The sequence below is a fragment of the Micromonospora sp. NPDC003816 genome, from assembly GCF_042874705.1.
Lineage (GTDB): Bacteria > Actinomycetota > Actinomycetes > Mycobacteriales > Micromonosporaceae > Micromonospora.
In genome coordinates this window covers 471,473-497,916 of the sequence record NZ_JBIANP010000003.1, presented here as the reverse complement: position 1 = coordinate 497,916, position 26,444 = coordinate 471,473, and the positions used below count along the sequence as shown (strand labels likewise).

The 26,444-nt window shown below is 72.7% G+C and carries 25 protein-coding genes; 13 read left to right on the top strand and 12 right to left on the bottom strand.

Translation table 11 applies throughout. The features are described from left to right. Nucleotides 1-80 precede the first annotated feature (80 nt). Nucleotides 81-572, top strand: a complete 492-nt coding sequence (locus ACFYTT_RS13155) for a DUF3093 domain-containing protein (protein ID WP_217705964.1) — start codon at nt 81-83, stop codon at nt 570-572. A 95-nt stretch (nt 573-667) separates the two neighbouring features. Here the strand turns inward: ACFYTT_RS13155 and ACFYTT_RS13150 are convergent, their stop codons facing one another. After that, on the bottom strand, nt 668-1,537 hold the full coding sequence (locus ACFYTT_RS13150; RefSeq protein WP_387259091.1) for a hypothetical protein: 870 nt from the start codon (nt 1,535-1,537) through the stop codon (nt 668-670). Between the two features lie 222 nt (nt 1,538-1,759). Then, nucleotides 1,760-2,056 (bottom strand): DUF4193 domain-containing protein, encoded by a 297-nt coding sequence (locus ACFYTT_RS13145; RefSeq protein WP_007075406.1) that lies wholly within the window; start codon nt 2,054-2,056, stop codon nt 1,760-1,762. Nucleotides 2,057-2,489: 433 nt separating this feature from the next. Between ACFYTT_RS13145 and ACFYTT_RS13140 the strand changes: the two genes are divergently transcribed. Further along, a complete protein-coding gene (locus ACFYTT_RS13140) occupies nt 2,490-3,005 on the top strand; it encodes a LytR C-terminal domain-containing protein (RefSeq protein ID WP_201272485.1) in 516 nt (171 codons plus the stop codon). A gap of 93 nt (nt 3,006-3,098) precedes the next feature. Here ACFYTT_RS13140 and ACFYTT_RS13135 read toward each other — a convergent pair whose 3' ends face one another. Further along, on the bottom strand, nt 3,099-3,920 hold the full coding sequence (locus ACFYTT_RS13135; RefSeq protein ID WP_176093061.1) for an inositol monophosphatase family protein: 822 nt from the start codon (nt 3,918-3,920) through the stop codon (nt 3,099-3,101). 287 nt (nt 3,921-4,207) lie between these two features. Here ACFYTT_RS13135 and ACFYTT_RS13130 point away from each other — a divergent pair, with 287 nt between their 5' ends. Continuing rightward, nucleotides 4,208-5,806 carry an RNA polymerase sigma factor gene (locus ACFYTT_RS13130; RefSeq protein WP_176093060.1) on the top strand — a complete coding sequence of 533 codons (1,599 nt, stop codon included), beginning with the start codon at nt 4,208-4,210 and terminating at the stop codon, nt 5,804-5,806. A gap of 242 nt (nt 5,807-6,048) precedes the next feature. Beyond that, nucleotides 6,049-6,282, top strand: coding sequence for a hypothetical protein (locus ACFYTT_RS13125; protein ID WP_117226588.1), 234 nt, complete (start codon nt 6,049-6,051; stop codon nt 6,280-6,282). Between the two features lie 200 nt (nt 6,283-6,482). Here ACFYTT_RS13125 and ACFYTT_RS13120 read toward each other — a convergent pair whose 3' ends face one another. The 3 genes from ACFYTT_RS13120 to ACFYTT_RS13110 form a co-directional block, all read right to left on the bottom strand. Further along, the gene (locus ACFYTT_RS13120; protein ID WP_357212308.1) at nt 6,483-8,207 is read right to left on the bottom strand and encodes a DEAD/DEAH box helicase; all 1,725 of its coding nucleotides are present in this window, start codon (nt 8,205-8,207) and stop codon (nt 6,483-6,485) included. A gap of 321 nt (nt 8,208-8,528) precedes the next feature. Then, entirely contained in the window at nt 8,529-9,182 is a 654-nt protein-coding gene (locus tag ACFYTT_RS13115) for a trimeric intracellular cation channel family protein (RefSeq protein ID WP_357212306.1), read from the bottom strand. A 40-nt stretch (nt 9,183-9,222) separates the two neighbouring features. Beyond that, entirely contained in the window at nt 9,223-9,441 is a 219-nt protein-coding gene (locus ACFYTT_RS13110; RefSeq protein ID WP_131057695.1) for a DUF3039 domain-containing protein, read from the bottom strand. 89 nt (nt 9,442-9,530) lie between these two features. On the opposite strand from ACFYTT_RS13110, the gene ACFYTT_RS13105 reads away from it, so the two are divergent. Both ACFYTT_RS13105 and ACFYTT_RS13100 read left to right on the top strand, forming a co-directional pair. After that, entirely contained in the window at nt 9,531-10,466 is a 936-nt protein-coding gene (locus ACFYTT_RS13105; RefSeq protein ID WP_131057694.1) for a pseudouridine-5'-phosphate glycosidase, read from the top strand. After that, nucleotides 10,463-11,404 carry a carbohydrate kinase family protein gene (locus tag ACFYTT_RS13100; protein ID WP_387259086.1) on the top strand — a complete coding sequence of 314 codons (942 nt, stop codon included), beginning with the start codon at nt 10,463-10,465 and terminating at the stop codon, nt 11,402-11,404. Before ACFYTT_RS13105 ends, ACFYTT_RS13100 begins: the two co-directional genes overlap by 4 nt. A gap of 58 nt (nt 11,405-11,462) precedes the next feature. Here the strand turns inward: ACFYTT_RS13100 and ACFYTT_RS13095 are convergent, their stop codons facing one another. Further along, nucleotides 11,463-11,819: a DUF3099 domain-containing protein gene (locus ACFYTT_RS13095; RefSeq protein WP_131057093.1), complete on the bottom strand. Its 357-nt coding sequence runs from the start codon at nt 11,817-11,819 to the stop codon at nt 11,463-11,465. Between the two features lie 111 nt (nt 11,820-11,930). Continuing rightward, nucleotides 11,931-12,512 carry an HhH-GPD-type base excision DNA repair protein gene (locus ACFYTT_RS13090; protein ID WP_387259082.1) on the bottom strand — a complete coding sequence of 194 codons (582 nt, stop codon included), beginning with the start codon at nt 12,510-12,512 and terminating at the stop codon, nt 11,931-11,933. A 134-nt stretch (nt 12,513-12,646) separates the two neighbouring features. Here ACFYTT_RS13090 and ACFYTT_RS13085 point away from each other — a divergent pair, with 134 nt between their 5' ends. The 3 genes from ACFYTT_RS13085 to ACFYTT_RS13075 all read left to right on the top strand — a co-directional run bounded on the left by ACFYTT_RS13085 (nt 12,647) and on the right by ACFYTT_RS13075 (nt 16,465). Then, a complete protein-coding gene (locus ACFYTT_RS13085; RefSeq protein WP_387259751.1) occupies nt 12,647-13,708 on the top strand; it encodes an iron ABC transporter substrate-binding protein in 1,062 nt (353 codons plus the stop codon). Nucleotides 13,709-13,773: 65 nt separating this feature from the next. Continuing rightward, complete coding sequence (locus ACFYTT_RS13080; protein WP_387259079.1) at nt 13,774-15,309, top strand: ABC transporter permease; 1,536 nt, start codon at nt 13,774-13,776, stop codon at nt 15,307-15,309. 97 nt (nt 15,310-15,406) lie between these two features. Then, a complete protein-coding gene (locus ACFYTT_RS13075) occupies nt 15,407-16,465 on the top strand; it encodes an ABC transporter ATP-binding protein (RefSeq protein WP_387259077.1) in 1,059 nt (352 codons plus the stop codon). Nucleotides 16,466-16,593: 128 nt separating this feature from the next. On the opposite strand, the gene ACFYTT_RS13070 is transcribed toward ACFYTT_RS13075, so the two are convergent. Next, complete coding sequence (locus tag ACFYTT_RS13070) at nt 16,594-17,814, bottom strand: S8 family serine peptidase (protein WP_387259074.1); 1,221 nt, start codon at nt 17,812-17,814, stop codon at nt 16,594-16,596. 178 nt (nt 17,815-17,992) lie between these two features. On the opposite strand from ACFYTT_RS13070, the gene ACFYTT_RS13065 reads away from it, so the two are divergent. Together ACFYTT_RS13065 and dtd are read left to right on the top strand one after the other, a co-directional pair. Then, the gene (locus ACFYTT_RS13065; RefSeq protein WP_176093054.1) at nt 17,993-19,477 is read left to right on the top strand and encodes a methyltransferase; all 1,485 of its coding nucleotides are present in this window, start codon (nt 17,993-17,995) and stop codon (nt 19,475-19,477) included. Beyond that, entirely contained in the window at nt 19,477-19,899 is a 423-nt protein-coding gene (dtd, locus tag ACFYTT_RS13060) for a D-aminoacyl-tRNA deacylase (RefSeq protein WP_176093053.1), read from the top strand. Before ACFYTT_RS13065 ends, dtd begins: the two co-directional genes overlap by 1 nt. 60 nt (nt 19,900-19,959) lie before the next feature. Here dtd and ACFYTT_RS13055 read toward each other — a convergent pair whose 3' ends face one another. Continuing rightward, nucleotides 19,960-20,748, bottom strand: a complete 789-nt coding sequence (locus ACFYTT_RS13055; protein WP_131054434.1) for a sporulation protein — start codon at nt 20,746-20,748, stop codon at nt 19,960-19,962. Between the two features lie 272 nt (nt 20,749-21,020). On the opposite strand from ACFYTT_RS13055, the gene sigB reads away from it, so the two are divergent. After that, on the top strand, nt 21,021-22,031 hold the full coding sequence (sigB, locus tag ACFYTT_RS13050; RefSeq protein ID WP_131054431.1) for an RNA polymerase sigma factor SigB: 1,011 nt from the start codon (nt 21,021-21,023) through the stop codon (nt 22,029-22,031). Nucleotides 22,032-22,208: 177 nt separating this feature from the next. Further along, entirely contained in the window at nt 22,209-22,625 is a 417-nt protein-coding gene (locus ACFYTT_RS13045; protein ID WP_176093052.1) for a VOC family protein, read from the top strand. 48 nt (nt 22,626-22,673) lie between these two features. Here the strand turns inward: ACFYTT_RS13045 and ACFYTT_RS13040 are convergent, their stop codons facing one another. Both ACFYTT_RS13040 and ACFYTT_RS13035 read right to left on the bottom strand, forming a co-directional pair. Next, nucleotides 22,674-25,265 carry a GNAT family N-acetyltransferase gene (locus ACFYTT_RS13040; RefSeq protein ID WP_387259748.1) on the bottom strand — a complete coding sequence of 864 codons (2,592 nt, stop codon included), beginning with the start codon at nt 25,263-25,265 and terminating at the stop codon, nt 22,674-22,676. Continuing rightward, entirely contained in the window at nt 25,252-26,433 is a 1,182-nt protein-coding gene (locus ACFYTT_RS13035; protein ID WP_357212288.1) for an acetoin utilization protein AcuC, read from the bottom strand. Before ACFYTT_RS13035 ends, ACFYTT_RS13040 begins: the two co-directional genes overlap by 14 nt. Nucleotides 26,434-26,444: the final 11 nt, after the last annotated feature.

Below are 26,444 nucleotides of genomic sequence, written 5' to 3'. Positions count from 1 at the left end.
CCTCTTTCGTCCGTTCCGCTGGGGGTGACCCTGCCATCCTGCCCGGTACCCGGGCCGCCGCGCGCCGTACCCTGGCACGAGTGAGCACGTCACCGTCCTCCTCCCCCACCACGGCACCCCCGACGTACGCCGAACGGCTCCGGCTGCCCTGGTGGTTGTGGCCGGCCGGGATCGCGGTCGCCGCACTGCTGTCGGTGGAGGTCTGGATGGGCGCGACCGGCGTACGCGCCTGGCTGCCGTTCGCGGTGCTCGTCCCGCTCGCGCTGGCGACCATGGCCTGGCTGGGCCGGATCCGGGTCGCGGTGACCGACGGGGAACTCCAGGTCGACGACGCCCGACTGCCGGCGCGCTTCGTCGCCGACGCCGTCGCGCTGGACGCCGACGGGCGGCGTGAGGTGCTCGGTGTCGCCGCCGACCCGCTGGCGTTCGTGGTGCAGCGGCCGTGGATCTCCGGCGCCGTCCAGGTGGTCCTCGACGACCCGGACGACCCCACCCCGTTCTGGGTGGTCAGTTCCCGGCGCCCGGTCGAACTCGCCGAGGCGCTCCTGGCCGCCCGGGATTCGGCACGCTGACCTCGTACCCCACTCCGGGCAGACTCGGGCCTCCTCGGCGTTCTCAGGGCCGTTGCCGGCACTGTCCCGGGGCTCAGCCGCCGCCGGACGGCCGGTCAGGAAGCGGGCAGCGCGGGCGGGCCACCGGGCACGGGTGGCCCGGCCGGTCCACCGGGCAGCGTCCGCCGCTGCCGGCGCAGGTCGGTGCGGAGTTCGTCGGCCAGCGCCCGGGTCGCCCGCCGGTTCAGGAAGCTCGCCACCGCCGCGCCGGTGAGGAAGGGCCCGAGCGTGGTCAGGTTACGACCGAACCGCTTGAGCAGGGTGTCCCGCAGCTCGTGCCGGGCGGCGGTGCCGAGCACCGCGCCGACCCCCACGCCCGGCATCATCGGGTTGACGCCGCGCCGGTTGGCCCACGCCTGCACCAGGGCGACCGTACGCTCCGTGCCGCCGCTGGGCAGCGGCGCGCCGTAGATCTCGTGCAGCTCGCCGGTCAGCTTCAGCTCGATCGTCACCACGGTGACCGTCTCGGCGGCCAGCAGCACCGGCGCGGACAACAGGCTCGGGGTGACCGTCCACTGCACGGCGGAGGCGCCGCCACCGGCCGCGCCGATCCCCGCGGTCGCCCGGGACGCGTTGCGGACCAGCCGGTCGGCCAACTGCTCGTCGTCCAGGCCCGGGAAGTGCCGGCGCAGGGTCGCCAGGTCCCTGATCGGTACGTGCGGGGCGACCTCGGCGACGGTGTCGACCATCCACCGCACGGCCGCCTTGGGCTTGAAGAGGTCACCGATGCCCCGGTTCCGGGCCTGCTGCACCAGACGCCCGAGCAACTTCCGACGCGCCGCCGGCTCGACGTCGTCGGCGGTCAACGCCACCACCGTCGCGCCCAGCTCGTCCGTGTCCTGCCCGTGCGTGTCCTGCCCGTGCGTGTCCTGCCCGTGCGTGTCCTGCTCGTCCGCGTCCCGCCTGTTCGCGTTCGGCTCGCTCATGCCGCCACTCCGCTGCCCTCCGTGCCGCCACGCGACACCGCGGCCCGGAATCGATGACTCGACCACTGCCGCGCGCCCATGCCTGACCTCCCCCGGCTGACGGCCACCGCGTGGCGCGTCACCTCACGAGTGAATCAGGTCTCGGGCACCACCGCTCGCCGAGCCGGGTAGCGGCGGCTCCGTCCCGGAGCCGCCGCTGTTCTGGTGGTGTCGGGCCGTCGGTCAGACACACTCACGGCAGATCAGCTCGCCGTTGCGCTCGACTGCCAGCTGGCTGCGGTGGTGCACCAGGAAGCACCGGGCACAGCGGAACTCGTCCTGCTGCATCGGCAGCACCTTGACCGTGAGCTCCTCGTCGGCCAGGTCGGCGCCGGGCAGCTCGAAGCTCTCCGCCACCTCCGCCTCGTCGACGTCCACGGCACCCGACTGTGAGTCGACGCGCCGGGCCTTGAGCTCTTCGAGGCTGTCCTCGCCGAGGTCGACCTCGTCGCGGCGCGGGGCGTCGTAGTCGGTGGCCATCGGTTTCACTCTCCCATTTCGATGTTGTCGCTTCCGGTTGTAACGCCGGACGACGCTGTTTCGGTTCCGCTGGCAGGCCACCGCAAGTGTCGGCCACCCGACCCGACGACTGTGTGGGCCAGACCGCCAGAGGATCTCCCCGACGAGCGCGGAACCTACCCCCCCTTGGGCGAGGCATGTATACCGCCCTCGTGGCTGAGATGTACGCCCCTGCACGGGAAGTTGTTCCCAATGTGACTCAGGCGACACGAAGATAGGGGTAGTAGTACCCGGTTCCAGGGTGGCGCGCCGGTATGTCGGACTGTTTCCACGCGACGGTCGGACAACCGTTAACCTCAGCGGCGTACCCGGCGGCCGGCGGGACGGGCCCCCCACGCCGACGGCCGCTGCCACCCATCCATCGCCCGGGAGCGCCCTGATGAGCTTTGCGCGAGTGCGAGCACTCGTTGTCGTCGGCATGCTGGCGGTGGTCGCCCTGGTCTTCGTGGTCGTCGCACTCGTCAAGGACACCCAGGGTAACGCGGGCTCCGCCCAGGGTTGCCCGGAGGACTGGCCCCGCGCCGACGTGACGTTGCGCGAGCGCAAGGACGTCAAGATCAAAGTGCTGAACGCCACCGACCGCCCCGGGTTGGCCGCCAGCGTGGGCGACGAGTTCCGCAACCGCGACTTCCAGGTCCAGAAGGAAGCGAGCCAGAAGAAGCAGGTCGACGACGTGGCGGTGCTGCGGTACGGCCCGAAGGGCGTCGGCTCCGCCCACCTGCTGCGGGCGTACTTCCTCAACAACGCCGAGTACGAGTACGACGCCAAGCGCGAGGACGACGTGGTGGACGTGGTCCTCGGCAACGGCTTCCGGCAACTGGCGACCACCACCGAGGTGAACCAGTCCCTCGGTGACCTCGGTTCGCCGGTGGCCCCGCCGGGCACCTGCCCGATGCCGATCGAGGACTGACCGACGGATCGACCCGACCGGGTGGACCGGACGAGCCGGGCGGGCCGATCTGATCGGCCGAGCGTCCCGACTACGGGTCACCCGGCCGGACGATCAGGGGCCGCCGGAGGCGTCCAGCGCGGCCAGCCGGTCGTGCAGCGGCACGAACAGCTCCGGCGGCGCCGCGATGACCATGTCCGGCCCGGGGTCCTGCCCGTCGATCCCGCCGATCCGCAGGCCGGCCTCGGTGGCCACCAGTCCGCCGGCGGCCCGGTCCCAGTCCGCCAGGCCCTTCTCGTAGAACGCGTCGGCGCGCCCCTCGGCGACCAGGCAGAGGTCGACGGCGGCGGCGCCGAGCCGACGGATGTCCCGGACGTGCGCGATCAACTCGGTCACCACCCGGGCCTGGTGGACCCGACGGGCCGAGTCGTAGCCGAAACCGGTGATCACCAGCGCCTGCCCGAGGTCGGTCTCGGCGGAACCGCGCAACCGCCGGCCGTCCCGCCAGGCACCGCCGCCGGCCGTCGCGGTCCACTCCTCGCCGGTCTGGATGTTGCGCACCACACCGGCCACGACCTCGCCGTTCACCTCGGCAGCGATCGACACCGCGCAGTGCGCCAGCCCGTACAGGTAGTTGACCGTGCCGTCGATCGGATCCACGATCCACCGCACCGGCGCCGGTGCCGCCGTGCCGCGCTCCGCCGCGCCGTACTCCTCGCCCAGCACCGCGTCGTCCGGACGCCGCCGACGCAACGCGTCGATGATCTGGCGCTCCACCGCGCGGTCGGCGGCGGTCACCACGTCGGTGGCGGTGCTCTTGGTGGCCGCCACGGAGACGCCCTCGACCCTCATCCGGTACGCGGTGGCCGCCGCCTCCCGCGCCACCTCGATCGCGATCTCCAACAACTGCCCTGGCTGCGGCGTCGAGCGGTCCATCGTCCGTCCCCTTCCCGCACGGGCGGGTTTCCGAGTCCTGCGCGGGTATCATCCTTACAAAGTCCAGATGTGCACCGAATCGGCGGTCTCGACCGCCGGTCAGCCGTGCGGCGCAGGATGATCGCCGCAGACGGCGTTACAATTCACCCCTGCCCACCGCCACGGGCGACCGGACGACCGGTCGGCCGGGGACACGGGGGTTCCTCAACCACATCGCCCGGCGTGGTGCCCCACGCTGCGCCGGACGATCCCGGCCGTGCTCGCTCTTCGCCTCCGGAAGGTCATTCGTGACAGAACCCCGCCAGACCGGCGCCGACGTTCGCTCGCTCACCGACACCCTGATCGCCCACGCGCAGAGCGCCGGCGGCCAGCTCACGTCGGCCCAGCTCGCGCGCACCGTCGAGTCCGCCGAGGTGACTCCGGCCCAGGCCAAGAAGATCCTGCGGGCGCTCTCCGAGGCCGGGGTGACCGTGGTGGTCGACGGTTCGGCCAGCACCCGCCGCCGGGTCGCCGCCGCCCGCTCCGCGACTCCCGCCTCCCGGGCCACCACCGCCAAGACCACCAAGAAGGCGGCTCCGCCCGCCCCGAAGCAGGCGGCCGCCGCCGACGAGGCGCCGGCGCCGGCACCCCGCAAGGCGACCGCGCGCAAGGCCACCGGCACCACCGCCGACGTGGCCAAGGCCGTCGCGCCGGCCAAGAAGTCCACCCGGGCCACCAAGGCGACGGTGGCCGCCGCGACCGGCGCCAAGCCGGCCAAGGCCGCCGGCAAGGGCGAGGGCGCCGAGGGTGAGGTCGACCCCGAGGAACTCGCCGCCGAGATCGAGGACGTGGTGGTCGAGGAGCCGGCCGAGCTGACCCGGGCCGCCGAGGCCGACGCGGCGAGTTCGGCCACCGACAACGACTTCGAGTGGGACGACGAGGAGTCCGAGGCGCTCAAGCAGGCGCGCCGGGACGCCGAGCTGACGGCGTCGGCCGACTCCGTCCGGGCGTACCTCAAGCAGATCGGCAAGGTGCCGTTGCTCAACGCCGAGCAGGAGGTGGAGCTGGCCAAGCGGATCGAGGCCGGGCTCTACGCCGCCGAGCGACTGCGCGCCGCCGACGAGGGCGAGGAGAAGCTGGTCCGCGACATGCAGCGCGACCTGCTCTGGATCTCCCGCGACGGCGAGCGCGCCAAGAACCACCTGCTGGAGGCGAACCTCCGCCTGGTCGTCTCGCTCGCCAAGCGGTACACGGGCCGTGGCATGGCCTTCCTCGACCTCATCCAGGAAGGCAACCTCGGCCTCATCCGCGCCGTCGAGAAATTCGACTACACCAAGGGCTACAAGTTCTCCACCTACGCCACCTGGTGGATCCGCCAGGCCATCACCCGCGCCATGGCCGACCAGGCCCGCACCATCCGCATCCCGGTACACATGGTCGAAGTGATCAACAAGTTGGGCCGGATCCAGCGCGAGCTGCTCCAGGACCTGGGCCGTGAGCCCACTCCGGAGGAGCTGGCGAAGGAGATGGACATCACACCGGAGAAGGTGCTGGAGATCCAGCAGTACGCCCGGGAGCCGATCTCGCTCGACCAGACCATCGGCGACGAGGGCGACAGCCAGCTCGGTGACTTCATCGAGGACTCGGAGGCGGTCGTCGCGGTCGACGCGGTGTCCTTCTCGCTGCTCCAGGACCAGCTCCAGCAGGTGCTCCAGACGCTGTCCGAGCGGGAGGCGGGCGTCGTCCGCCTGCGCTTCGGCCTGACCGACGGCCAGCCGCGCACGCTGGACGAGATCGGGCAGGTCTACGGGGTGACCCGGGAGCGGATCCGGCAGATCGAGTCCAAGACGATGTCCAAGTTGCGGCACCCGTCGCGTTCCCAGGTACTCCGGGATTATCTCGACTGATCAGCACACGTCAACCGATCGTGTCGTTTTGATCACCAGGCGTCAACGCCGGATGGTGATCAGGTGGTTGCACGAATGTGATCGTTGACGTGGCACCCTGGGTGCACGGCACACTATCCGTGCCAGGTGTGACCTCGGTCCCCCGCGGGCACACAGGGAAGGCGAGGCCCTGCAAGGGTGTTGCACGATAGGTGACCAGACCGAAGAGAGTGTTCATCGGTGACGACCAGAGGAGGAAGGCGATGACCCCGACCCTCACGCCGCCGCCCGAGACGGTGAGCCCCCCGGCCGCCGATGAACGGTGCGACCGCTGCAATGCCGCCGGCAAGCTCCGGATCACCCTCTCGGGTGGCAGTGAGCTGGTGTTCTGTGGACACCACGCCAACAAGTACGCGGAAGATCTCGTGAAGATCACCGTACGGTTCGCGACGGATCCTGAGTTCACGTGGCGCGGCGCCGACCTGATGGCCAACTAGAACCCACGAGACACAGAGCCGGCCGGAGGCCCCACACGGGCCTCCGGCCGGCTCCGTCTCTCTGCCCCGCCCTCTCCCCGCCCCGCCCGACCCGGGTGATCAAGAGATTTGGGCCACGATCGCCCGCTCACCCCGACGCAAACCTCTTGATCACCCGGGTCAGGCGGGGTGGGGTGGGTGGGTGGGTGGGTGGGGTGGGGTTAGAGGGTCTGGACGGTCGCGATGCGTTCTTCGAGCTGTTCGATGGTGGCCTGGGCGCTGGGCGGGCCGCCGCAGAGGCGACGGAGCTCGGCGTGGATCTTGCCGTGCGGCTGGCCGGTGCGGTGGTGCTGGGCGGCCACCAGGGCATTGAGCTGACGACGTAGCGCGACCCGGCGCTGTGCGGCGTTCATCGGTGCCGGCGCGGGCGGGGCGGAGGGCTCGGCGGGCCGCTCGGTCGCACGCCGCTTCCGGGCCGCCAGTTGCTCGGACTGCCGCTTGGACAGCAGCTCCGCCACCTGTGCCGAGGTCAGCAGCCCGGGCAGGCCCAGGTACTCCTCTTCCTCGGGCGTACCTGCCTGGGCGGCGGTGCCGAACGAGGCGCCGTCGAAGATCACCTGGTCGAGTTCGGCGGTGGCGGAGAGGGCGGCGAACCGCTTCTCCAGTTCGCCGCTGGCCTGGTCGTCGCGCTGGGCCCGCTCCAGCAGGTCGTCGTCGAAACCCTCGCGGTCCTTCGGCTTGCCGAGCACGTGGTCCCGCTCGGCCTCCATCTCGCTGGCCAGCCCGAGCAGGTGCGGGACGCTGGGCAGGAATACCGAGGCGGTCTCCCCCGGGCGACGGGCCCGGACGAACCGCCCGATGGCCTGCGCGAAGTAGAGCGGCGTGCTCGCACTGGTGGCGTAGACGCCGACGGCCAGCCGGGGGATGTCGACCCCCTCGGAGACCATCCGCACCGCGACCAACCACCGCTGCTCGGACGCCGCGAACGTCGCGATCCGGGCCGAAGCGCCCACGTCGTCGGAGAGGACGACAGCCGCCTTCTCGCCGGTGACCTGCTCGATGAGTTTGGCGTACGAGCGGGCGGACTGCTGGTCGGTGGCGATCACCAGACCGGCCGCGTCGGGCATGCCCGCCTCGCGCAGCACGGTCAGCCGGGCGTCGGCGGCCCGCAGCACCTGCGGCATCCAGTCCCCGGCCGGATCCAGGGCGGTACGCCAGGCCTGGGCGATGAGATCCTGGGTCATCGGCTCGCCCAGCCGGGCCGACAGCTCCTCCCCGGCGTTGGTGCGCCACCGGGTCTCCCCGGAGTACGCCAGGAACAGCACCGGCCGCACCACGCCGTCGCGCAGGGCGTCGCTGTAGCCGTACACCGAGTCGGCCCGGGACCGCAGCAGCCCGTCCCCACCCCGCTCGTAGTCGACGAACGGGATCGGGTTGTCGTCGGAGCGGAACGGCGTACCGGTCAGCATCAGCCGGCGTACGGCCGGTTCGAAGGCGGCCTTCACCCCGTCGCCCCAGGTGCGGGAGTCGCCGGCGTGGTGGATCTCGTCGAGGATGACCAGGGTGCGCCGGGTCATGGTGCGCCGCCGATGCACGTGCGGGGCCATGCCGACCTGCGCGTAGGTGATCACCGCACCGTGGAAGTCCGTCGACGAGTGCAGGTCGGCGTTACGGAACGCGGCGTCGAGCTGGATGCCGATCCGGGCCGCCGCGTCCGCCCACTGGGTCTTCAGGTGCTCGGTCGGCGCCACCACGGTCACCGCCTCGACGGTGCCGTCCGCGAGCAGTTCGGCGGCGATCCGCAGGGCGAAGGTGGTCTTCCCGGCACCCGGGGTGGCGACTGCGGTGAAGTCCTCGCTGCGTCGGCGCAGGTACTCCACCATCGCCTTGCGTTGCCAGGCCCGTAGGGGCGGGAACGTCTCGAGCGCCGGCGTCCGGGGTGCCACGGCTCGCTCCTCTCCGACCGCAGTGTCCCGACCGCAGGCCGGCGGACCCGGGTCGGGGGCGCGGTAGTCGCCCCACGAAAACGCCTCCGCGCAGAAGAAGCCGCGAAGGCCGACTCAGCATAACCAGGACCGGCGACCGGCCCCACGCGACGCCACACCGGACGTCCGGTGCCCTTCGCCACTGCCCGGCCGCAACGACCAGAGCGCCAGGTCACCGTGCCGCGTCGGCCTCCGCACCACGTCGTCTCGGCCACCGCACCGCGTCCGCGACGTGACGCCGCGTCCACCGGGTGGTGACGGCCGCAGCGGCGGCGGTCGCCGTCACTCCGGCGGCGGGCCGGACGCCCCGGCGCGGGGCGGGCGCAGCGTCGCCACCGGCGCCGACCACCGGCGCCGCAGCGCCACCAGGCGTACGCCGAAGACCAGCGCCGCCGCGGCGGTGAGCGGGACCGGGCCGGTGCGGTCGAGGCCGTACAGGACCGCGACCACGATCGAGCCGACCAGTGCCGCGAGCGCGTAGATCTCCCGCCGTAGCACCACCGGGATCTCGGCGGTGAGCAGGTCACGGACCAGCCCACCGCCGATCGCGGTGAGCATGCCGATCAGGCAGGCACCGACGGGCGGGACCTGGGCTTCGAGGGCTTTGAGGGTGCCGACGACGGTGAACAGGCCCAGCCCGGCCGCGTCCAGCACCAGGACGGTGGTCCGCAGCCGGGCGAACTGCGGGTGCAGCCAGAAGATCGCCCCGGCGGTCAGCGCGGCGGTGGTCGCGTACCGCCAGTCGCCGAAGGCCAACGGCGGCGCCTCGTTGATGACCAGGTCACGGAAGATCCCACCGCCGAGGGCGGCGACGAAACCGACGAAGACCACGCCGAACAGATCGAGACGCTTGGCGACCGCCGCGGAGGCTCCCGAGGCGGCGAAGACCGCGACCCCGGCCAGGTCGGCCAGGAGCAGGGCGGTGGAGGTGGTCACCGCCGCAGGTTACGCGGGCGTACGGGCGGTCGGCCCGGGGTCACTCGCGGTACGAGTCGTAGATCTCTTTGCACTTGGGGCAGACCGGTGAACCCTTTTTGGGGGTCTTTGTCACCGGGAAGGTCTCTCCGCACAGCGCCACGACGAAGGTGCCCATGACGGCACTCTCGGCGATCTTTTCCTTCCGGACGTAGTGGAACATCTCCGGGCCGGTGTCGGCGTCCTTCAGCTCCGGACGCTCGAGGACCTCTGTGCTCACGTCTGCACCTCCGACCGACAAGTCTGGCAGGTCACTGTGGCCCCGGTCCACCTGAGGTGACCGGGGTGGCGGCAGTACGGTGGGCGACTGTGACCGACTTTCACCTTCGCCACGGCGTCGAGGTGGCCCAGGCGCTGCGCGAGCGGCGTCCTGTGGTCGCCCTGGAGAGCACCATCGTCTCGCACGGCCTGCCCCGGCCGGACAACCTGCGGGTGGCCCGGGAGATCGAACAGGCCGTCCGGGACGCGGGCGCCGTCCCGGCCACCATCGGGATGGTCTCCGGCGAACTCGTGGTGGGCCTCGACGACGACGAGCTGACCCGGCTGGCCACCGCCGAGGACGTGACCAAACTCTCCGTACGCGATCTCGCGGTGGCCGCCGCGACCGGCGCGGACGGTGCCACCACCGTGGCCGCGACCAGCGCGGTGGCGGCCCGGGCCGGGATCGGCGTGTTCGCCACCGGCGGCCTGGGCGGGGTGCACCGCGAGGCCGCGCAGACCTTCGACGAGTCCGCCGACCTGGTCACCCTCGCCCGGACGCCGATCGCGGTGGTCTGTGCCGGGGTCAAGTCGATCCTCGACGTGGGCGCGACGCTGGAGCGTCTGGAGACCCTCGGGGTGGCCGTGGTCGGCTACCGCACCCGCCGGTTCCCGGGCTTCTTCATCACCGACAGCGGCTTCGACCTGGACTGGTCGGTCGACTCGCCGGAGCTGATCGCCGACGCGCTGGCCGCCCGCGAGGCGCACGGCGTGCACCACGGCGGTCTGGTCGTCGCCAACCCGCTGCCGGTCGACGAGCAACTCGACCCGGACCTGCACGACCGGACGCTCGCCGAGGGGCTGGCCCGACTGGAGCGCGACGGGGTGAGCGGCAAGGCGGTCACCCCGTACCTGCTCTCCCACTTCCACTCCGCCACGGAGGGTGCCAGCCTGGCGGTCAACGTCCGGATCATCCTGCGCAACGCCGATCTCGCCGCCCGGATCGCGGTGGCCGCCACCACCCGGCGCGACAGCGCCACGGCGTGAGCGGATCCGGCGTACGGACCGGCACCGGAACGCGCCGCGTCAGCCCCGCCGGCCGGGTGCTGGTCGTCGGTGACGTGATCACCGACGTGGTGGCGGTGCTGACCACCCCGCTGGCCCGGGGCACGGACACGCCCGCGTCGATCCGGTTCACCGGTGGCGGGCAGGCCGCGAACACCGCCGCCTGGCTGACCACGCAGAACGTACCGGTGACGCTGGTCGGTGCCGTCGGCGACGACGGTGCGGGACGGGACCGGATCGCGGAGCTGACCGCCGTCGGCGTCGACTGCGCGGTGCGGACCGTGCCCGGGATCGGCACCGGCACGGTGATCGTGCTGGCCGGTGAGGACGAACGCACCATGGTCACCGAGCGCGGGGCGAACGTGCGGCTGCGCCCCGAGCAGGTCGACGCGGCGCTGGCCGAGGCGCCAGAGGCGAGTCACCTGCACCTGTCCGGGTACACCCTGCTGGACCCGGAGTCCCGCCCGGCGGGCCGGCACGCGCTGGCCGCCGCCCGCGAGCGCGGCCTCACCACCAGCGTGGACGCGGCCTCCGCGGCACCGCTGCGGGCCGTCGGCCCGGCGGCCTTCCTGTCCTGGGTACGCGGGGTCGACCTGCTGCTGGTGAACACCGACGAGGCGACGGTGCTGGCCGGCGGACTGGATCCGGCGGCCCAGGGACGGGCGCTGGCCGCCACCGCCCGACGGGTGGTGGTCAAGCGCGGTGGCGCGGGTGCCACCTGGGTGGAACGGACCGGAACGCTCGTCACCTCACCGGCCCGCCGGGTGGCGGTGGTGGACGTGACGGGAGCGGGTGACGCCTTCGCGGCCGGGCTGCTCGCCGCCTGGCTGACCGGGGCGACCCCGGAGGCCGCCCTGAACCGGGCCACCGACCTCGGCGCGGCGGCGGTCTCCCAGGTGGGTGCCCGGCCGGTCGGCTGAACCGCTCACGACGACAGTCCCGCCCGGGCCGTGCCAGTGCTGCCCGGGTGGGACTGCGTCAGGGCTCGGCGTCGATGACCTTGTGCGGCCGTTCCTCGGCGGTCAGGCTCATCGGCGGGGCCTCCTGCTGCTGCCGCCGCGCCGACCGGCCGATCAGCCGGTGCTGTTCCTTCGGCGGCCGGTCGTTGGCCAGCAGCACCGCGAGCCACGGGACGACGATCATGCCCAGCGCCACCAGGGGCAGCCAGAGCCAGAGCAGGGGCGCCCGCGTGCCGACCAGGATCGCGCCGACGATCACGCACGCCACCCGGACGCCCATCATCGCCACGTACCGCCGCTGCCGGGTGGTGAGCTGGTCGTTCTGGCTGCGCGAGGCGTCGGTGATGAGGATCGGCCGGTACGCCTGATGCTTCACCGTGTACCTCCTCGGGGTCGCCTCCATCCTGTCACCTCGACCGGGCCCGCGACGACGTTCGTCGTGCCGCTACCCCGCCGACCCAGCCCGGCACATCCCCCGCCGGACCGCTCAGCCTCCGGCGGTCTTCGCCTTCGCCGCCGCCTTCTGCTGCTGCTTGTACTCCCGGACCAGGCGCAACGACTCGCCGTCGGTGACGTCGGCCACGGACCGGTGGACCTCCGGCTCGCCGTAGCCGCCGGCCGCCTCCCGCCAGCCCGCCGGCCGTACGCCGAACCGCTTGCCGAGCAGGGCGAGGAAGATCTGCCCCTTCTGCCGGCCGAACCCGGGCAGGGCGGTGATCCGCGCGAGCAGGTCGGCACCGTCGACCGGGTCGGCCCAGAGCCGGGCGGCGTCGCCGTCGTACCGGTCGACCAGCGCTCGACAGACCTCCTGTACCCGGGCCGCCATCGCCTTCGGGAACCGGTGCAGGGCCGGCGGCTGGGCGAAGAGGGCCACCAGCGCCTCCGGGTCGTACTCGGCGAGTTCCCGGGCGTCCAGGTCGTGACCGAGCCGCTGGGTCAGCACGTACGGCGAGGAGAACGCCTTCTCCATCGAGACTTGTTGATCAAGAACCATTCCCGTCAGCAACGCCAGCGGACTCTGCATGAGCAGCCGGTTCGCCTCCGGATCGATGGGCAGCGCGAGTGTCATGCCCTCATCCTGCCCGTCGCGGCCCTCGCCCTGGCCTCCGGCACGTGATCTCACCCTCAGCTCGATTCCGCGATTAGGTTAGGCTGTGCTAACTTCGGCGCCTCGGTCGCCCCGGGCCGCAGAGGAAAGGGTTCATCGTGCTTCTCACTCGCCGTACCACCGGCGCGTTGCTCGCCGCCAGCCTGCTCACCGTCGGGCTGGCCGCCTGCGGATCAGGTGAGGAGGACGCGGCAGCAGACTCGGGCCAGTCGACCGACAAGTCGATCACCGTCTACAGCGGACGCAACGAGCAGCTCGTCAAGCCGCTGCTGGACAAGTTCACCGAGCAGACCGGCATCACCGTCAACGCCCGGTACGCGAACACCGCGCAGCTCGCCGCCCAGCTCGTCGAGGAGGGCGACCGGTCCCCCGCCGACGTGTTCTTCGCGCAGGACGCGGGCGCCCTCGGCACCGTGGCGAAGCAGGGCATGTTCACCACGCTCGCTGAGGAGACCACGGCGAAGGTGCCGGCGTCCTACCGTGCCGGCAACGGCCAGTGGGTCGGCGTGAGCGCCCGGGCCCGGGTGCTGGCGTACAACGCCGACCTGGTGAAGGCCGAGGAGCTGCCCGCCTCGGTGTTCGACCTGACCGGCCCGGCCTGGAAGGGCAAGATCGGCGTCGCCCCGACCAACGCCTCGTTCCAGGCGTTCGTCACCGCCATCCGGGTGCAGCACGACGACGCCAAGGCCGAGCAGTTCCTCAGCGGTCTGAAGGCCAACGACCCGCAGATCCGCGACGGCAACGGCAAGATCCTCGAAGACGTCGGCGCCGGCACCATCCCGGCCGGCCTGGTCAACCACTACTACCTGGGCGAGATCGCCAAGGAGCAGGGCACCACGCCGGACGCGCTCAAGGTCAAGCTGCACTTCTTCTCCGGCGGTGACACCGGAGCCCTGGTGAACGTCGCGGGTGTGGGTGTGCTCAAGCGGGCCGCCGAGAACGCCGACGTGCAGAAGTTCGTGGACTTCCTGCTCGGCACCGAGGCCCAGACGTTCTTCGCCGAGCAGACCTACGAGTACCCGGTGATCGACGGGGTGCCCTCCGCGGCGTACGTGCCGGCCCTGTCCGAGCTGGCGGTGCCGCAGATCGACCTGAACGACCTGGACACGCTCGACGCCACCGTCACCATGATCAAGAACTCGGGCCTGGTGCCCTGACCGCACCTCCCTCCGTCGCAGGGCCGTCCCGATCCGGGTCGGCCCTGTCCGGCGTACCCGGCGGGATGCGGCGGCTGGCCCCACGGCCGGCGTTGCTCGCGGCCTCGACCGCCGCGGTGGCCGTCGCCCTGATCCCGCTGGCCTACCTCGGGGTACGCACCGCCGAGGCGGGCTGGGACGCGGTCGTCGCCGAGTTGTGGACCGACCGCGTCGCGCTGCTCGCCCTGCGCAGTCTCGGACTGGCCGCCGTGGTCACCACGGCCTGCGTCCTGCTCGGCGTGGGTACCGCGTTCCTGGTCACCCGCACCGACCTGCCCGGCCGCCGGGCCTTCGCCGTGCTGGCGGCGCTGCCGCTGGCCGTGCCCACCTACATCGCCGCCTTCGCCTGGGTCTCCGCGCTGCCCCGGTGGGAGGGGTTCTGGCCGGCGGCGCTGGTGCTCACCCTCTGCTCCTACCCGTACGTGCTGCTGCCGGTCGCGGCGGCGTTGCGCGGCGCGGACCAGGCGCAGGAGGAGGTGTCCCGCTCGCTCGGGCGCAGCGGGTGGCAGACCTTCACCGCGGTGACGCTGCGGCAGATCCGCCCGGCCACCGCCGCCGGTGCGCTGCTGGTCGCCCTCTATGTGCTCTCCGACTTCGGCGCGGTCTCCATCCTGCGCGCCGACACCTTCACCCGGGCCATCTTCGTCGCCTTCGACCTCGGCTTCGACCGCACCGGGGCGCTGGTGCTCTCCAGCGTGCTGGTGGTGCTCACGGTGGTGCTGCTCACCGGCGAGACCGCCACCCGCCGTCGCGGTGCCCGGTACGCGCGGCTCGGCGGCACCCGACGTCCCGCACCCCGGCTGGCGCTCGGGGCGGCCCGCTGGCCGGTCATCGCCGTGCTGGCCGGCGTCGCCGCGCTGGCGCTCGGGATGCCGGCGGTCAGCCTCGGTCGGCGGCTCGCCGCCGGGGTGTCCCGCCCGGGTGCCCTGCCCGAGGTGCTCACCGCCGCCGGGAACTCGCTGACCGTCTCGCTGGCCGGCGCCGCCCTCACCATGCTGCTGGCGCTCCCGCTGGGGCTGCTCGTCGCCCGGGCGCCGGGTCCGCTGACCACCGCACTGGACCGGCTGGCGTACCTGGCCCACGCCCTGCCCGGCGTGGTGATCGGGCTCTCGCTGATCTTCTTCGGGATCAACGTGGCGTACCCGCTCTATCAGACCCGGTGGCTGCTCGCCCTGGCGTACGCGACGCTGTTCCTGCCGTTGGCGGTCGGCGCGGTAGCCGGCGCGGCCGCCCAGTCCCCCGCCGGACTGGAGGAGGTGGCCCGGTCGCTCGGCCGTGGCCCCTGGACCGTGCTGCGCACGGTGACCCTGCCGCTCACCCTGCCGGGCATCGGCGCCGGGGCCGCGCTGGTCTTCCTCACCGGCATGAAGGAACTCCCGGCCACCCTGCTGCTGCGTCCCACCGGCACGGACACCCTGGCCACCGAGCTGTGGACGAGTACGGCCGTCGGCGCCTACGCGGCGGCGGCCCCCTACGCCGCGCTGCTGGTGCTGATCTCGGCGGTACCCACCTGGCTGCTGGTCGCCCGCAGCGGCCTGCTCGACCGGGAGCGCAACGCATGAAACACGTAACGGAGTGGAGGGGCGGCATGAGTGAGCGAAGCGAACGAATCAGCAGCTCAGCAGGCCATGTCGCCACGCAACGAAGTGGAGGGGCGGCATGAGTGAGGTCGTGCTCGACGGAGTGGTGAAGCGGTACGGGCGGGTCACCGCGTTGGCCGGCGCCGACCTCAGCGTGCCGTCCGGGCAGTTGACCGCGGTGCTCGGGCCGTCCGGCTGCGGCAAGACCACGTTGCTGCGCTGCCTGGCCGGCTTCGAGCGGCTCGACGGCGGCGAGATCCGCATCGACGGCGCGGTGGTCGCGGGCGGCGGCCGGCACCTGCCGGCGCACCGGCGTCGTATCGCGGTGGTGCCCCAGGAGGGTGCCCTCTTCCCGCATCTGCGGGTGGCCGAGAACATCGGGTACGGGCTGGACCGGGCCGCCCGGCGGACCGACCGGGTCGAGGAGGTGCTGGCGCTGGTCGGGCTCGCCGGGTACGGCGACCGGATGCCGCACCAGCTCTCCGGTGGGCAGCAGCAGCGGGTCGCGGTGGCCCGCGCACTCGCGCCCCGACCGTCGGTGGTGCTGCTCGACGAGCCGTTCAGCGCCCTGGACGCGGGGCTGCGCGCCGGGCTGCGGCACGACGTACGCGAGGCGCTGCGCGCCGACGGGGCGACCGGTGTGCTGGTGACCCACGATCAGGGTGAGGCGCTGTCGGTGGCCGACAAGGTGGTGGTGCTGCGCGACGGTCGGGTGGTGCAGGCCGCCTCGCCGACCACGGTCTACCGGGAGCCGGCCGACCCGTGGGTGGCCGGTTTCGTCGGTGACGCGGTGCTGCTGCCGGCGGTCGTCGAGAGCGGGTCGGCCCGGACCGCGTTGGGGGTGCTGCCGGTCGCCGGTGCGGTGGCCGACGGGCCGGTCACCGTGCTGTTGCGGCCGGAGCAGATCCGGCTGGCCGCCGGGCCGGACGGGATCACCGGCACCGTGCTGCGGCACGACTTCCACGGCCACGACGCGCTCGTCGGTCTGCGACTGGGCGACGGTACGGCGATCACCGCCCGGGTGCTCGACGGTGCCACCGTGCCGATGGACGGCGAGGTCACGGTGCGGGTGGACGGTGCGGCGCGGGTCTTCCCGGCGGACGCCGAGCGCAGGTCCCCGGTCGACCTCGCCGCCTGACCTCGACCGGTGGTCCGGCCGACCCGGGTCGGCACCGGTGGCGTCGGCCCGGGTCGGTCTGGTCTTCGGTGGTCACGCGGGGGCCCGGCGGACGCTGGAGCCGTCCGCCGGGCCGGTGTGCGTCAGGGTCAGTTGACCACGAACAGCAGGCGGTTCGGCGAGCCGCTGCCCGGGCTGGTCACCACGCCGGTGGTGGCGTTGCTGGTCAGGTAGCTCTTGACCTGGGCCGGGGTGTAGGACGGGTTGGCCGAGAGCACGAGCGCGGCGGCACCGGCCACGTGCGGGGAGGCCATCGAGGTGCCGTTCAGCGTGTTGGTCGCGGTGTTGCTGGTGTGGTACGCGGACAGCACGCTCGACCCGGGCGCGAAGATGTGCACGCAGGAGCCGTAGTTCGAGAAGGACGACCGGGCGTCGGTGCTGGTCGTCGAGCCGACGGTGATGGCGGTCGAGGTGCGGGCCGGCGAGTAGTTGCAGGCGTTGGCGTTGGCGTTACCGGCCGCCACCGCGTAGCTGATGCCGGAGGCGATCGAGTTGGCCACCGCGTTGTCGATCGTGCTGCTGGCCCCGCCGCCGAGGCTCATGTTCGCCACGGCCGGCTTCACCGCGTTGGCGGTCACCCAGTTCACGCCGTTGACCACGCTGGCGGTGGTGCCGCCACCGGAGCAGTTGAGCACCTTCACCGCGACCAGGCGGACGGACTTGGCAACGCCGTACGTCGCGCCGCCGACGGTCCCGGCGACGTGGGTGCCGTGGCCGTTGCAGTCGGTGTTGTTGGAGTCGACCGTGTTGGTGCCCCAGGTGGCTCGACCGCCGAACTCGTTGTGCGTGGTCCGGATGCCGGTGTCGATGATGTAGGCCCGGACGTTCGAGGCCGTGTTCGGGTAGGTGTAGGTGCCGCTCAGCGGGCGGTTCCGCTGGTCGATGCGGTCCAGGCCCCAGGTGGGGTTGGTCTGGGTGGCCTGGACGGTGAACGCCTGGTCCTGCTCGACGTACGCGACCGCCGAGTTGGCGGCGAGCCGGGCCGCCTGCTTCGCGGACATCTTGGCGGCGAAGCCGGTCAGTGCCGCCGAGAAGGTGTCGGAGACGCTGCCCCCGTACCGCTGGACCAGGGCGGTGGCCCGGTCCGGCACTGCGGTGCGGGCCGCCGACGAACCGGCGGTGCCGACCGCGTCGGAGCGCAGCACGACGAGGTAGCTGCCGCTGACCGCGTTCGCGGCACCGGCGCCGCGGATCTCGCCGGTGGGTGCGGCGACCGCCGCGGTGGTGCTGGCCGCCGAGACGGCCGCCGCGGTGGCGACGACGGCGAGCGCCCGGATGACGTGCCGTCGCGCGGTGAACCCTGAGGACATCGTCTGCCTCCCTAACCGGAACGGCCGACCGGGTCATGGCCGGACGGTGCGTCCCATGGACTCGAATGGATGAGATGCTAGCGTTAGATCGATGAATATGACAGGGACGTTCTTCGATTGACTGAGATTGTCACGGGCACCCGCTCCCCGCCCCGACGTCACCAGGCAGGATGGCGGTGTGGACGGACACGACATGCTGCTCTCCCCCGCCGGCGTCGAGGCGCTGCGGACCGCGTTGACGCGAGCCGCCTTCACCGCCAACGGCATCGCCGCCCGGCTCGGCCCGCAGGCCACCGGCGGGGTGGCCCGTAACGACTTCCGGGCCGCGCTGCGCGCCACCACCGACGGCGAGCCGCTCGACACCCTGATCCGGGTCTTCATCTGCGAGCAGACCGAGCCGGAGGCCGCCGTCGCCGCCGCGCTCGCGCCGCTGTCGATCGACGAGGCGCTCGCCGCCGGGCTTGTCGAACGGTACGGCGACGGGCTGCGGATGGGGCTGGACCTCGAACCGTACGGCGACGACTGGTGGGTGCTGGCCGACGTGCCGGCAAGCGCCCGCCCCGGTCGGCCCCTGCACGCCGAGCACGTGCTGGGCATCGGCGGGGCGACCCAGACGATGATCGGCGCGGCCGTCCGGCAGCCGGTGCAGAGCGCGCTCGACCTGGGCACCGGCTCCGGCGTGCAGGCCCTGCACCTGGGTACGCACGCCCGGCAGGTGACCGCCACCGACGTCTCCCGGCGGGCGCTGCGGTTCGCCGCCACCACGGCCGCGCTCAACGGCCAGCAGTGGGAGCTGCTGCGCGGCGACATGGTGCAGCCCGTCGCCGGACGGCGCTTCGACCTGGTGGTCAGCAACCCGCCCTTCGTGGTCGGGCCGGGCACCACCACGCACGTCTACCGCGACTCGGGCCGGGTCGGCGACGCGATCGGCGCCGAGCTGGCCGCCGCCGCCGACGGCCTGCTCACCGAGGGCGGCACCATGCAGTACCTCGCGAACTGGGTGCATGTGGCCGGCGAGGACTGGGGCGAGCGGGTGGCCGGCTGGTTCGCCGGGACCGGTCTGGACGCCTGGGTGATCCAGCGCGAGGTCGCCGACCCGATGGCGTACGTCAACCTCTGGCTGACCGACGTCGGCGAGTCGGCCGACCCGCAGCGGATGGCCGACTGGCTGGACTGGTTCGACGCCCACAAGGTCGAGGCGATCGGCTTCGGCGTCGTCTCGCTGCGCCGGAGCGGGCACGACGACCCGGTGCTGCGGGTGGAGGACCTGCGGCAGCGGGTGGAGGCCCCGATGGGCGACCGGGTCGCGACCTGGTTCGACCGGCAGGACTGGCTGCGCCGGCAGGGCACCGACGGGCTGCTGGACGCCCGCTACCGGGCCGCCGACGGGCTCCAGCTGCGGCAGGAGGCGACCATGGGCACGGAGGGCTGGGGCGTCGACCGACAGGTCCTCACCATGCCGCACGGGCTGCGCTGGACCGAGGAGATCGATCCACTCGTCCTCGCGCTGGTGGGTGGCGCCGACGGACGCCTGCCGCTGCGCGACCAGATCGCGCTGCTCGCCGTCGCGCACGACGTGACGCCGGACGAGCTCGCCGAGGCCGCCGGACCGATCGTGGCGCACCTGGTCGAACGCGGCTTCATCGAGCCGGTGCGGTCCTGATGCGGGCCGTGGTGCAGACCGTCGGACGGGCCAGCGTCACCGTGGACGGCGAGGTGGTCGGCGCGGTCGACGACGGGCTGCTGGTGCTCGTCGGGGTGACGCACACGGACACCGCCGAGACCGCCCGGACGCTGGCCCGTAAGGTGTACGAGCTGCGCATCCTGGACGAGGAGCGGTCCGCCGCCGACGTCGGGGCGCCGATCCTGGTGGTCAGCCAGTTCACGCTCTACGGCGACGCCCGCAAGGGACGCCGTCCGAGCTGGACCGCAGCGGCCCCCGCCGAGGTGGCCGAACCTCTGGTCGACGCGGTGGTCGAGGCGCTGCGTCAACGCGGCGCGACGGTCGCCACCGGCCGGTTCCGGACGCACATGCTGGTCGAGAGCGTCAACGTCGGGCCCCGCACCATCCTCCTCGACCTCTGAAGCGCGACCACGGGGCGGGCGGGCGTCGCACCACGTCGCCCGCCCGCCCGTGGTCACCGGTCAGCCGAAGAGGCCCCGGCGTTGCAGGGACTGACGCAGCCACCCGTCGAGCTGCGCCGCCCAGTCCGTGCGGTCCATCGTGGCGTAGTCGACGGTGAAGCGGCCGAAGACGTCCCGGCCCTCGGTCAGCAGGCCGCCACGCTTGTCCAGCTCCAACACCACCTGCATCTGCCGGGGATCGGCGACGAAGGTGACCTCCAGTTGCTTCATCGCACCCGCGTACTGCGGCGCGGGGTAGAACTCGATCTCCTGGTAGAACGGCAGCGTCTGGTGCACGCCGTAGATGTGCCCCCGCTCGACGTCGGCCCGGGCGAACCGGAAACCGAGCCGCAGCAGCGCCTCCAGCAACCGCTCCTGCGCCGGCAGCGGATGCACCGCCACCGGGTCCAGGTCACCCTTGTCCAGTGCGCGGGCCACCTCCAGCTCGGTGCGCAGCCCCATCGTCATGCCGTGCAGGCGCTGCCCGTACAGCTCGGTCACCGGGGTCTCCCAGGGCACCGGAAACCGGAACGGTACGTCGTAGCGCTGCCCGGGTTCGAGGCGGAACGGGCCGGTCACCTGCTGCCGGTGGAACTCCTGGTTCGTCGCGTACTCGTTGTCGCCGCTCTCCACCTCGACCCGCGTCATCAGGCCCAGAGCCACGTACGAGACGTCCACCCCGTGCTCGCCACCGGTCACCGCGATGGTGCCCGTCAGCTCACCGCCCGGCCGGCAGTTCGGGTTCGTCAGCACCGTCTCCACGGACGGGCCGCCGACTCCCATCGCCTGCATGAGCCGCTTGAAGACCACCATTGCCTCCGTCGCTTGGTCGCCCGACCCCGGCACCCGGGGTACGGGGTTGCGTCGGCCCGACGGCCGACCGCTGGCACGGTAACCGGCGCCGCCAAGTCGCATCTGCCGAACCCGTACACCGACCCGCAAGGAGGGGGTAACGGAACGGTCACTGTCGGTTCTCCGATCGCCTCACTCCCGTTTTACGCCCCACCCGCCAAGCTGTGTCTCACCGGCGGCTACTGGGCCGGGGCGACACGGCACGGACGTGGAAACGGGGAGAGACAGAGATGGCCCTGCAGATGATGGAGCACCGGATGCGCGCCGGCACCGAGGCGGAGCACGGCGTCGACACCCTTACCGACCTGGACGCCACCGACGAACGTGGCGTCTCCACCGACCTGGTTCGCGCATACCTCAACGGGATCGGCCGGACCAAGCTGCTCACCGCGGCCGAAGAGGTCGACCTGGCGAAGCGGATCGAGGCCGGGTTGTTCGCCGAGGAGAAGCTGTCCACCTGCACCCCGGTCTCGGCCGGCCTGCACGCAGACCTGGAAGTGGTCGCGCAGCAGGGCCGGGCCGCCAAGAACCACCTGCTGGAGGCGAACCTCCGCCTCGTGGTGAGCATCGCCAAGCGGTACACCGGCCGTGGCATGGCCTTCCTCGACCTCATCCAGGAAGGCAACCTCGGCCTCATCCGCGCCGTCGAGAAATTCGACTACACCAAGGGCTACAAGTTCTCCACCTACGCCACCTGGTGGATCCGCCAGGCCATCACCCGCGCCATGGCCGACCAGGCCCGCACCATCCGCATCCCGGTACACATGGTCGAGCAGGTCAACCGGATGGTCCGGGCCCGCCGCGAGCTGTCCGTCTCGCTGGGTCGGGAACCCACGGTCGCCGAGGTGGCCCGCGCGCTGGACGTACCCGAGTTCCAGGTGATCGAGCTGATCTCGTACGACCGGGAGCCGGTCAGCCTGGATCAGGCCGTCGGCGAGGACGGGGAGAGCGCACTCGGTGACTTCGTCGCCTCCGTCGACCCGGCCGGCGGACCGGGCGACACCGCCGCCCAGGGGGAGCTGCGCAACGAGGTGAGCATCGTGTTGGCCACGCTCTCCCAGCGCGAGCAGGCCGTAATCCGGCTGCGCTTCGGGCTCGACGACGGCCGGCAGCGTACCCTGGACGAGGTCGGCCGCGAGTTCGGACTGTCCCGCGAGCGGATCCGGCAGATCGAGAAGGTGACGCTGCTGAAGCTGCGGGCCCCGGAGCGGGCGCAGCGGCTGGAGGCGTACGCCTCCTGACGTGACTGGTGTGCGATCGGCCCCGGCGGTGCGCCGGGGCCGATGTCGTGTGTCCCCGGCCCTCGTTGGGTGCCCAGCGGGCTGCGGCTCGTGTCGCGCGGGCCGAACGGGCTGCCGGTCGTCCAGAGTGGGTGCACAGCGTCGGAGCCGCCGACGAGGACATCAGGAGGACTGATCGTGAACTGGACGTTGGAAGTGGTCGTCGTACCGGTCTCCGACGTGGACCGGGCCAAGGCGTTCTACGCCGACCAGGTCGGCTTCACCGTGGACCACGACACGGTGATGGGTGACGACGCCCGCATCGTGCAGCTCACCCCGCCCGGCTCGGGCTGTTCGATCGTGATCGGCGCCGGGCCGCTGCCCTACATGCCGCCCGGCTCGCTCAAGGGTCTCCAACTCGTCGTGCCGGACCTGGAGAAGGCCCGCGCCGAGCTGAGCGAGCGCGGTGTCCAGGTGAGCGAGATCCAGGTGCTCGGGCAGAACCCCAGCCCGACACCGCACCCGTTGGACAACGTCGGCTTCGTCTTCTTCGACGACCCGGACGGCAACTCGTGGGCGGTCCAGCAGATCTCCGCCCGCCCGGCCGGGATGTAAGGAGGGGTCCCCTGCTATACACGAGGCGTTAGTAGGGGGCCCTTCCTTTCACAAACGGCGGGGGCCGGTGTCGGGGCGGGCGGCAGCCGAGCCGGTGCGGACCGAGGCGTGCAGCACGGACAGCCCGTCCGGGCGGGCCAGCACCGGATTCAGCGTCAGTGCGCGTACCCGGGGTTGCTCGTCGGCGAGCCGCCCGATGCGCAGCAGCAGGTCGGCCAGGGCCGCCCGGTCCACCGGTGCGGCGCCCCGGTGGCCCCGCAGCAGCGGGGCCGCCCGTGGGGCGTCCACCAGCTCGGTGGCGTCCCGGTCGGTCAGCGGCACCGCCCGCCAGGCGCGGTCGCCGAGCAGGTCGGTGGCGACCCCGCCGAGACCGAAGCCCACCACCGGCCCGAACGCGGGATCCTCGACCAGCTCCACCACACAGGCCACCCCGGGCGGCACCATCGGCTGCACCAGCGCGTCCGCGCCGAACGCGGCGGCCAGTTCGGCGTACGCGCGGCGGACCGTGTCGGCGTCGGGCAGGTCCAGGCGGACGGCACCGAGGTCGAGGCGGTGCCGCAGTCCACCGGCGGCGGCCTTGAGGGCCACCGGGAAGCCGAATCGCGTCGCCGCGTCGACCGCCGCGTCGACCGAGTCGACCCGTGCCGACTCGACCACGTCGATGCCGTACGCGGCGAGCAGCGCCTCCGGGTCGCCTCCGTCAGCACGCAGCGCCACCTGCGCCGCCACCGGATCGACGTCGGGAAGCTCGGGCAGGACGCCGGCCGGACGACGCCGCCAGTCCGCGTACGCGGTGACCCGGGCCAGCGCGCGTACCGCCTCCTCCACGCTCGGGTAGGCCGGTGTTCCCGCCGGCGCCTGCCCGACCAGGAAGGTGGCCACCATCGGTTTGTCGGCCGCCGGGACGGCGAGCGCGGCGGCGAAGTCGGCCTCGGTGCCGGTGAGCTGCCCCGGCAACGGTGGTGCGAAGAGGACCACCAACGCGTCGACCGAGTCGTCGGCGGCGGCCCCGGCGAGCGCCGCACCGAACTCGGCGGCACTGGCCCGGGGGCCGACGTCGCAAGGGTAGCCCGGCGCGACCCGGAGGCCCTGTGCCGCACAGGCGGTGGCCGCCAGCCCGGCCAACGCCGAGGAGTTGCCGACCACGCCGACCCGGTTCCCGGCCGGTAGCGGCTGGTTGGCCAGGAGTGTCCCGACGTCGAGCAGCTCGGCCACGGTGTCCACCCGGATCACCCCGGACTGGGCGAACAGGGCGCTCACCGCCGTCTCGTCCGGGCCGGCGGAGTCGCCCAGTCCGGGCGGGCGGGCCGGGGACGCCAACGCCACCACCGGTTTGTCGCGACCGATCCGCCGGGCCAGCCGGGCGAACTTGCGCGGGTTGCCGAACGTCTCCAGGTACAACATGATCACGTCGGTGGCCGGATCGTCCTGCCAGTACTGCAACAGGTCGTTGCCGGAGACGTCGGCCCGGTTGCCGGCCGAGACGAAGCTGGAGACGCCCAGCCCGCGCCGGTCCGCCTCGGCCAGCAGCGCCACCCCGAACACGCCGGACTGGCTGAAGATGCCGACCCGGCCGGGCTCCGGCAGTCGGGGGGCGAGGGTGGCGTTGAGGCGTACCGCCGGGTCGGTGTTGGCCACCCCGAGGCAGTTGGGGCCGATCACCCGCATGCCCGCCGCGTGGGCCGCACGCACCAGCGTGCGCTGCGCGGCGGCGCCGGCCATCCCGGCCTCGGCGAAGCCCGCCGAGATGACCACCAGGCCGTGTACGCCGGCCGCGGCGGCGTCGGCGACCACCTCGGGCGCCGACTCCGGCGGCACCGCCACCACGGCCAGGTCGACCGGCAGGTCGGCGTCGACCGCCGACGGGTACGCGGGCAGCCCGGCGACCCGGGCGGCGCTCGGGTGCACCGGCACCACCGACCCGGTGAACCCGCCGTCGCGCAGGTGCCCGAGCACGGCCGCGCCGACGCCCTGGCCGGTGGCGCTGGCGCCATAGACGACCACGCCACGCGGGGCGAGCAGCCGGGCGATGGACCGGGCCTCGGTGCGGTGCTCCCGCCCCCGCTGCACCTCCAGGGTCGCCTCGGTGGGCGCGATCGGGAAGGTCAGGTGCACCACGCCGTCGGCGAACTGGCGTTGGATCTGGTAGCCGAAGTCGGCGAAGACCCGCAGCATCGTGCCGTTGGCCGGCAGCACCTCGGCCACGAAGTTGACGATCCCGCTGCGGCGGGCCGCGTCGGCGAGGTGTTCCAGCAGCACCGAGCCGATGCCCCGGCCCTGGTAGGCGTCCTCGACCACGAACGCGACCTCGGCGTCGGGCGAGGCCGGGCCCAGCCGCTCGTACCGGCCGACGGCGACGATCCGGTCGCCGGCCAGCACCACGAACGCCTCCCGGTCGCGGTGGTCGACGTTGACGAAGCGGTGCAGGTCCCGTTCGGGTATGCGCGGGTACGGCGAGAAGTACCGCAGGTACCGGGTGCGCTCGGAGAACCGGGCGTGCATCTCGACGATCGCCGGCGCGTCGGTGGGACGGATCGGTCGCAACTGGACGGTGCTGCCGTCACTGAGCAGCACGTCGACGACTGGTTCGGTTCTGGTCACCTCGGGCGGCCCTCCCCCGGCCGGCTCAGTCGCGGGGATCGTGTGGGTCGAGGCCGAGCAGCGGGAAGACCGCCTTCCGGGTGGCCGCGATGGCCCGGTCCACCGGGTTCGGCTCGCCGGTGGGCTGCCACGGCTCGTAGCTCGGGTCGACGTCGTCGGTCATCCGCAACGGGATGTCGGTGCCGGGACGCCGGGCCCGGGCCAGATCCCGCCAGCCCGGCGGGGTCGGCGTCGCCGGGTCCAACGGCGCGCCGGTGGCCACCGCGAGCAGATGCGTCCAGGCCCGGGGCACCACCTCGACGAGCGCGTACCCGCCGCCACCGGTGGCCACCCACCGCCCGTCACACAACTCGTCGGCGAGCGCCCGCAACGCCAGGTAGGTGGCGCGCTGACCGTCCACCGACAGATGCAGGTCGGCAAGCGGGTCGACGCGGTGGGCGTCCGCACCGCACTGGGTGAACAGCACCTGCGGGCGGAACGCGCGCAGCACCGACGGCACGACCGCGTGGAAGGCGCGTTGCCAGCCGGCGTCCTCCACCCCTGGCGGCAGCGGGACGTTGACCGCCGTGCCGGCGGCGTTCGGGCCGCCCGTCTCGTCGGGGAACCCGGTGCCGGGGAAGAGTGCGAGCGGTGTCTCGTGCAGGCTGACGGTCAGCACCCTCGGGTCGTCCCAGAAGATCTGCTGCACCCCGTCGCCGTGGTGCACGTCGACGTCGACGTACGCGATGCGCTCCGCGCCCAGGTCGAGCAGCCGGGCGATGGCCACCGCCGGGTCGTTGTAGACGCAGAACCCGGCCGCCCGGTCGGCCATGGCGTGGTGCAGACCGCCGGCCACGTTGACCGCGCGCCGGGCCTGGCCGCGCCACACCGCCTCGGCGGCGGCCACCGTCGCCCCGGCGATCAACGCGCTCGACTCGTGCATCCCCTCGAAGACCGGGTTGTCCGAGGTGCCCAGACCGAAGCCGGTGAAGAACGGCTCGCGCGGCGCCATCCGGACCGCGCCCAGGTAGCGCGGGTCGTGGACCCGGCCGAGCAGTTCGTCGTCGGCCGGGTACGGCTTGACCATGCGGACCCCGGGCCGGTGCAGCACGCCGAGTTCCCACGCGAGCGCCAGGGTCAGCTCCACCCGGACCGGATCGAGCGGGTGGTCGCCGAGGTCGTAGGCGAGCAGCGACTCGTCCCACATCACCACCGTGTCGTCGGACATCTGCCCATGGT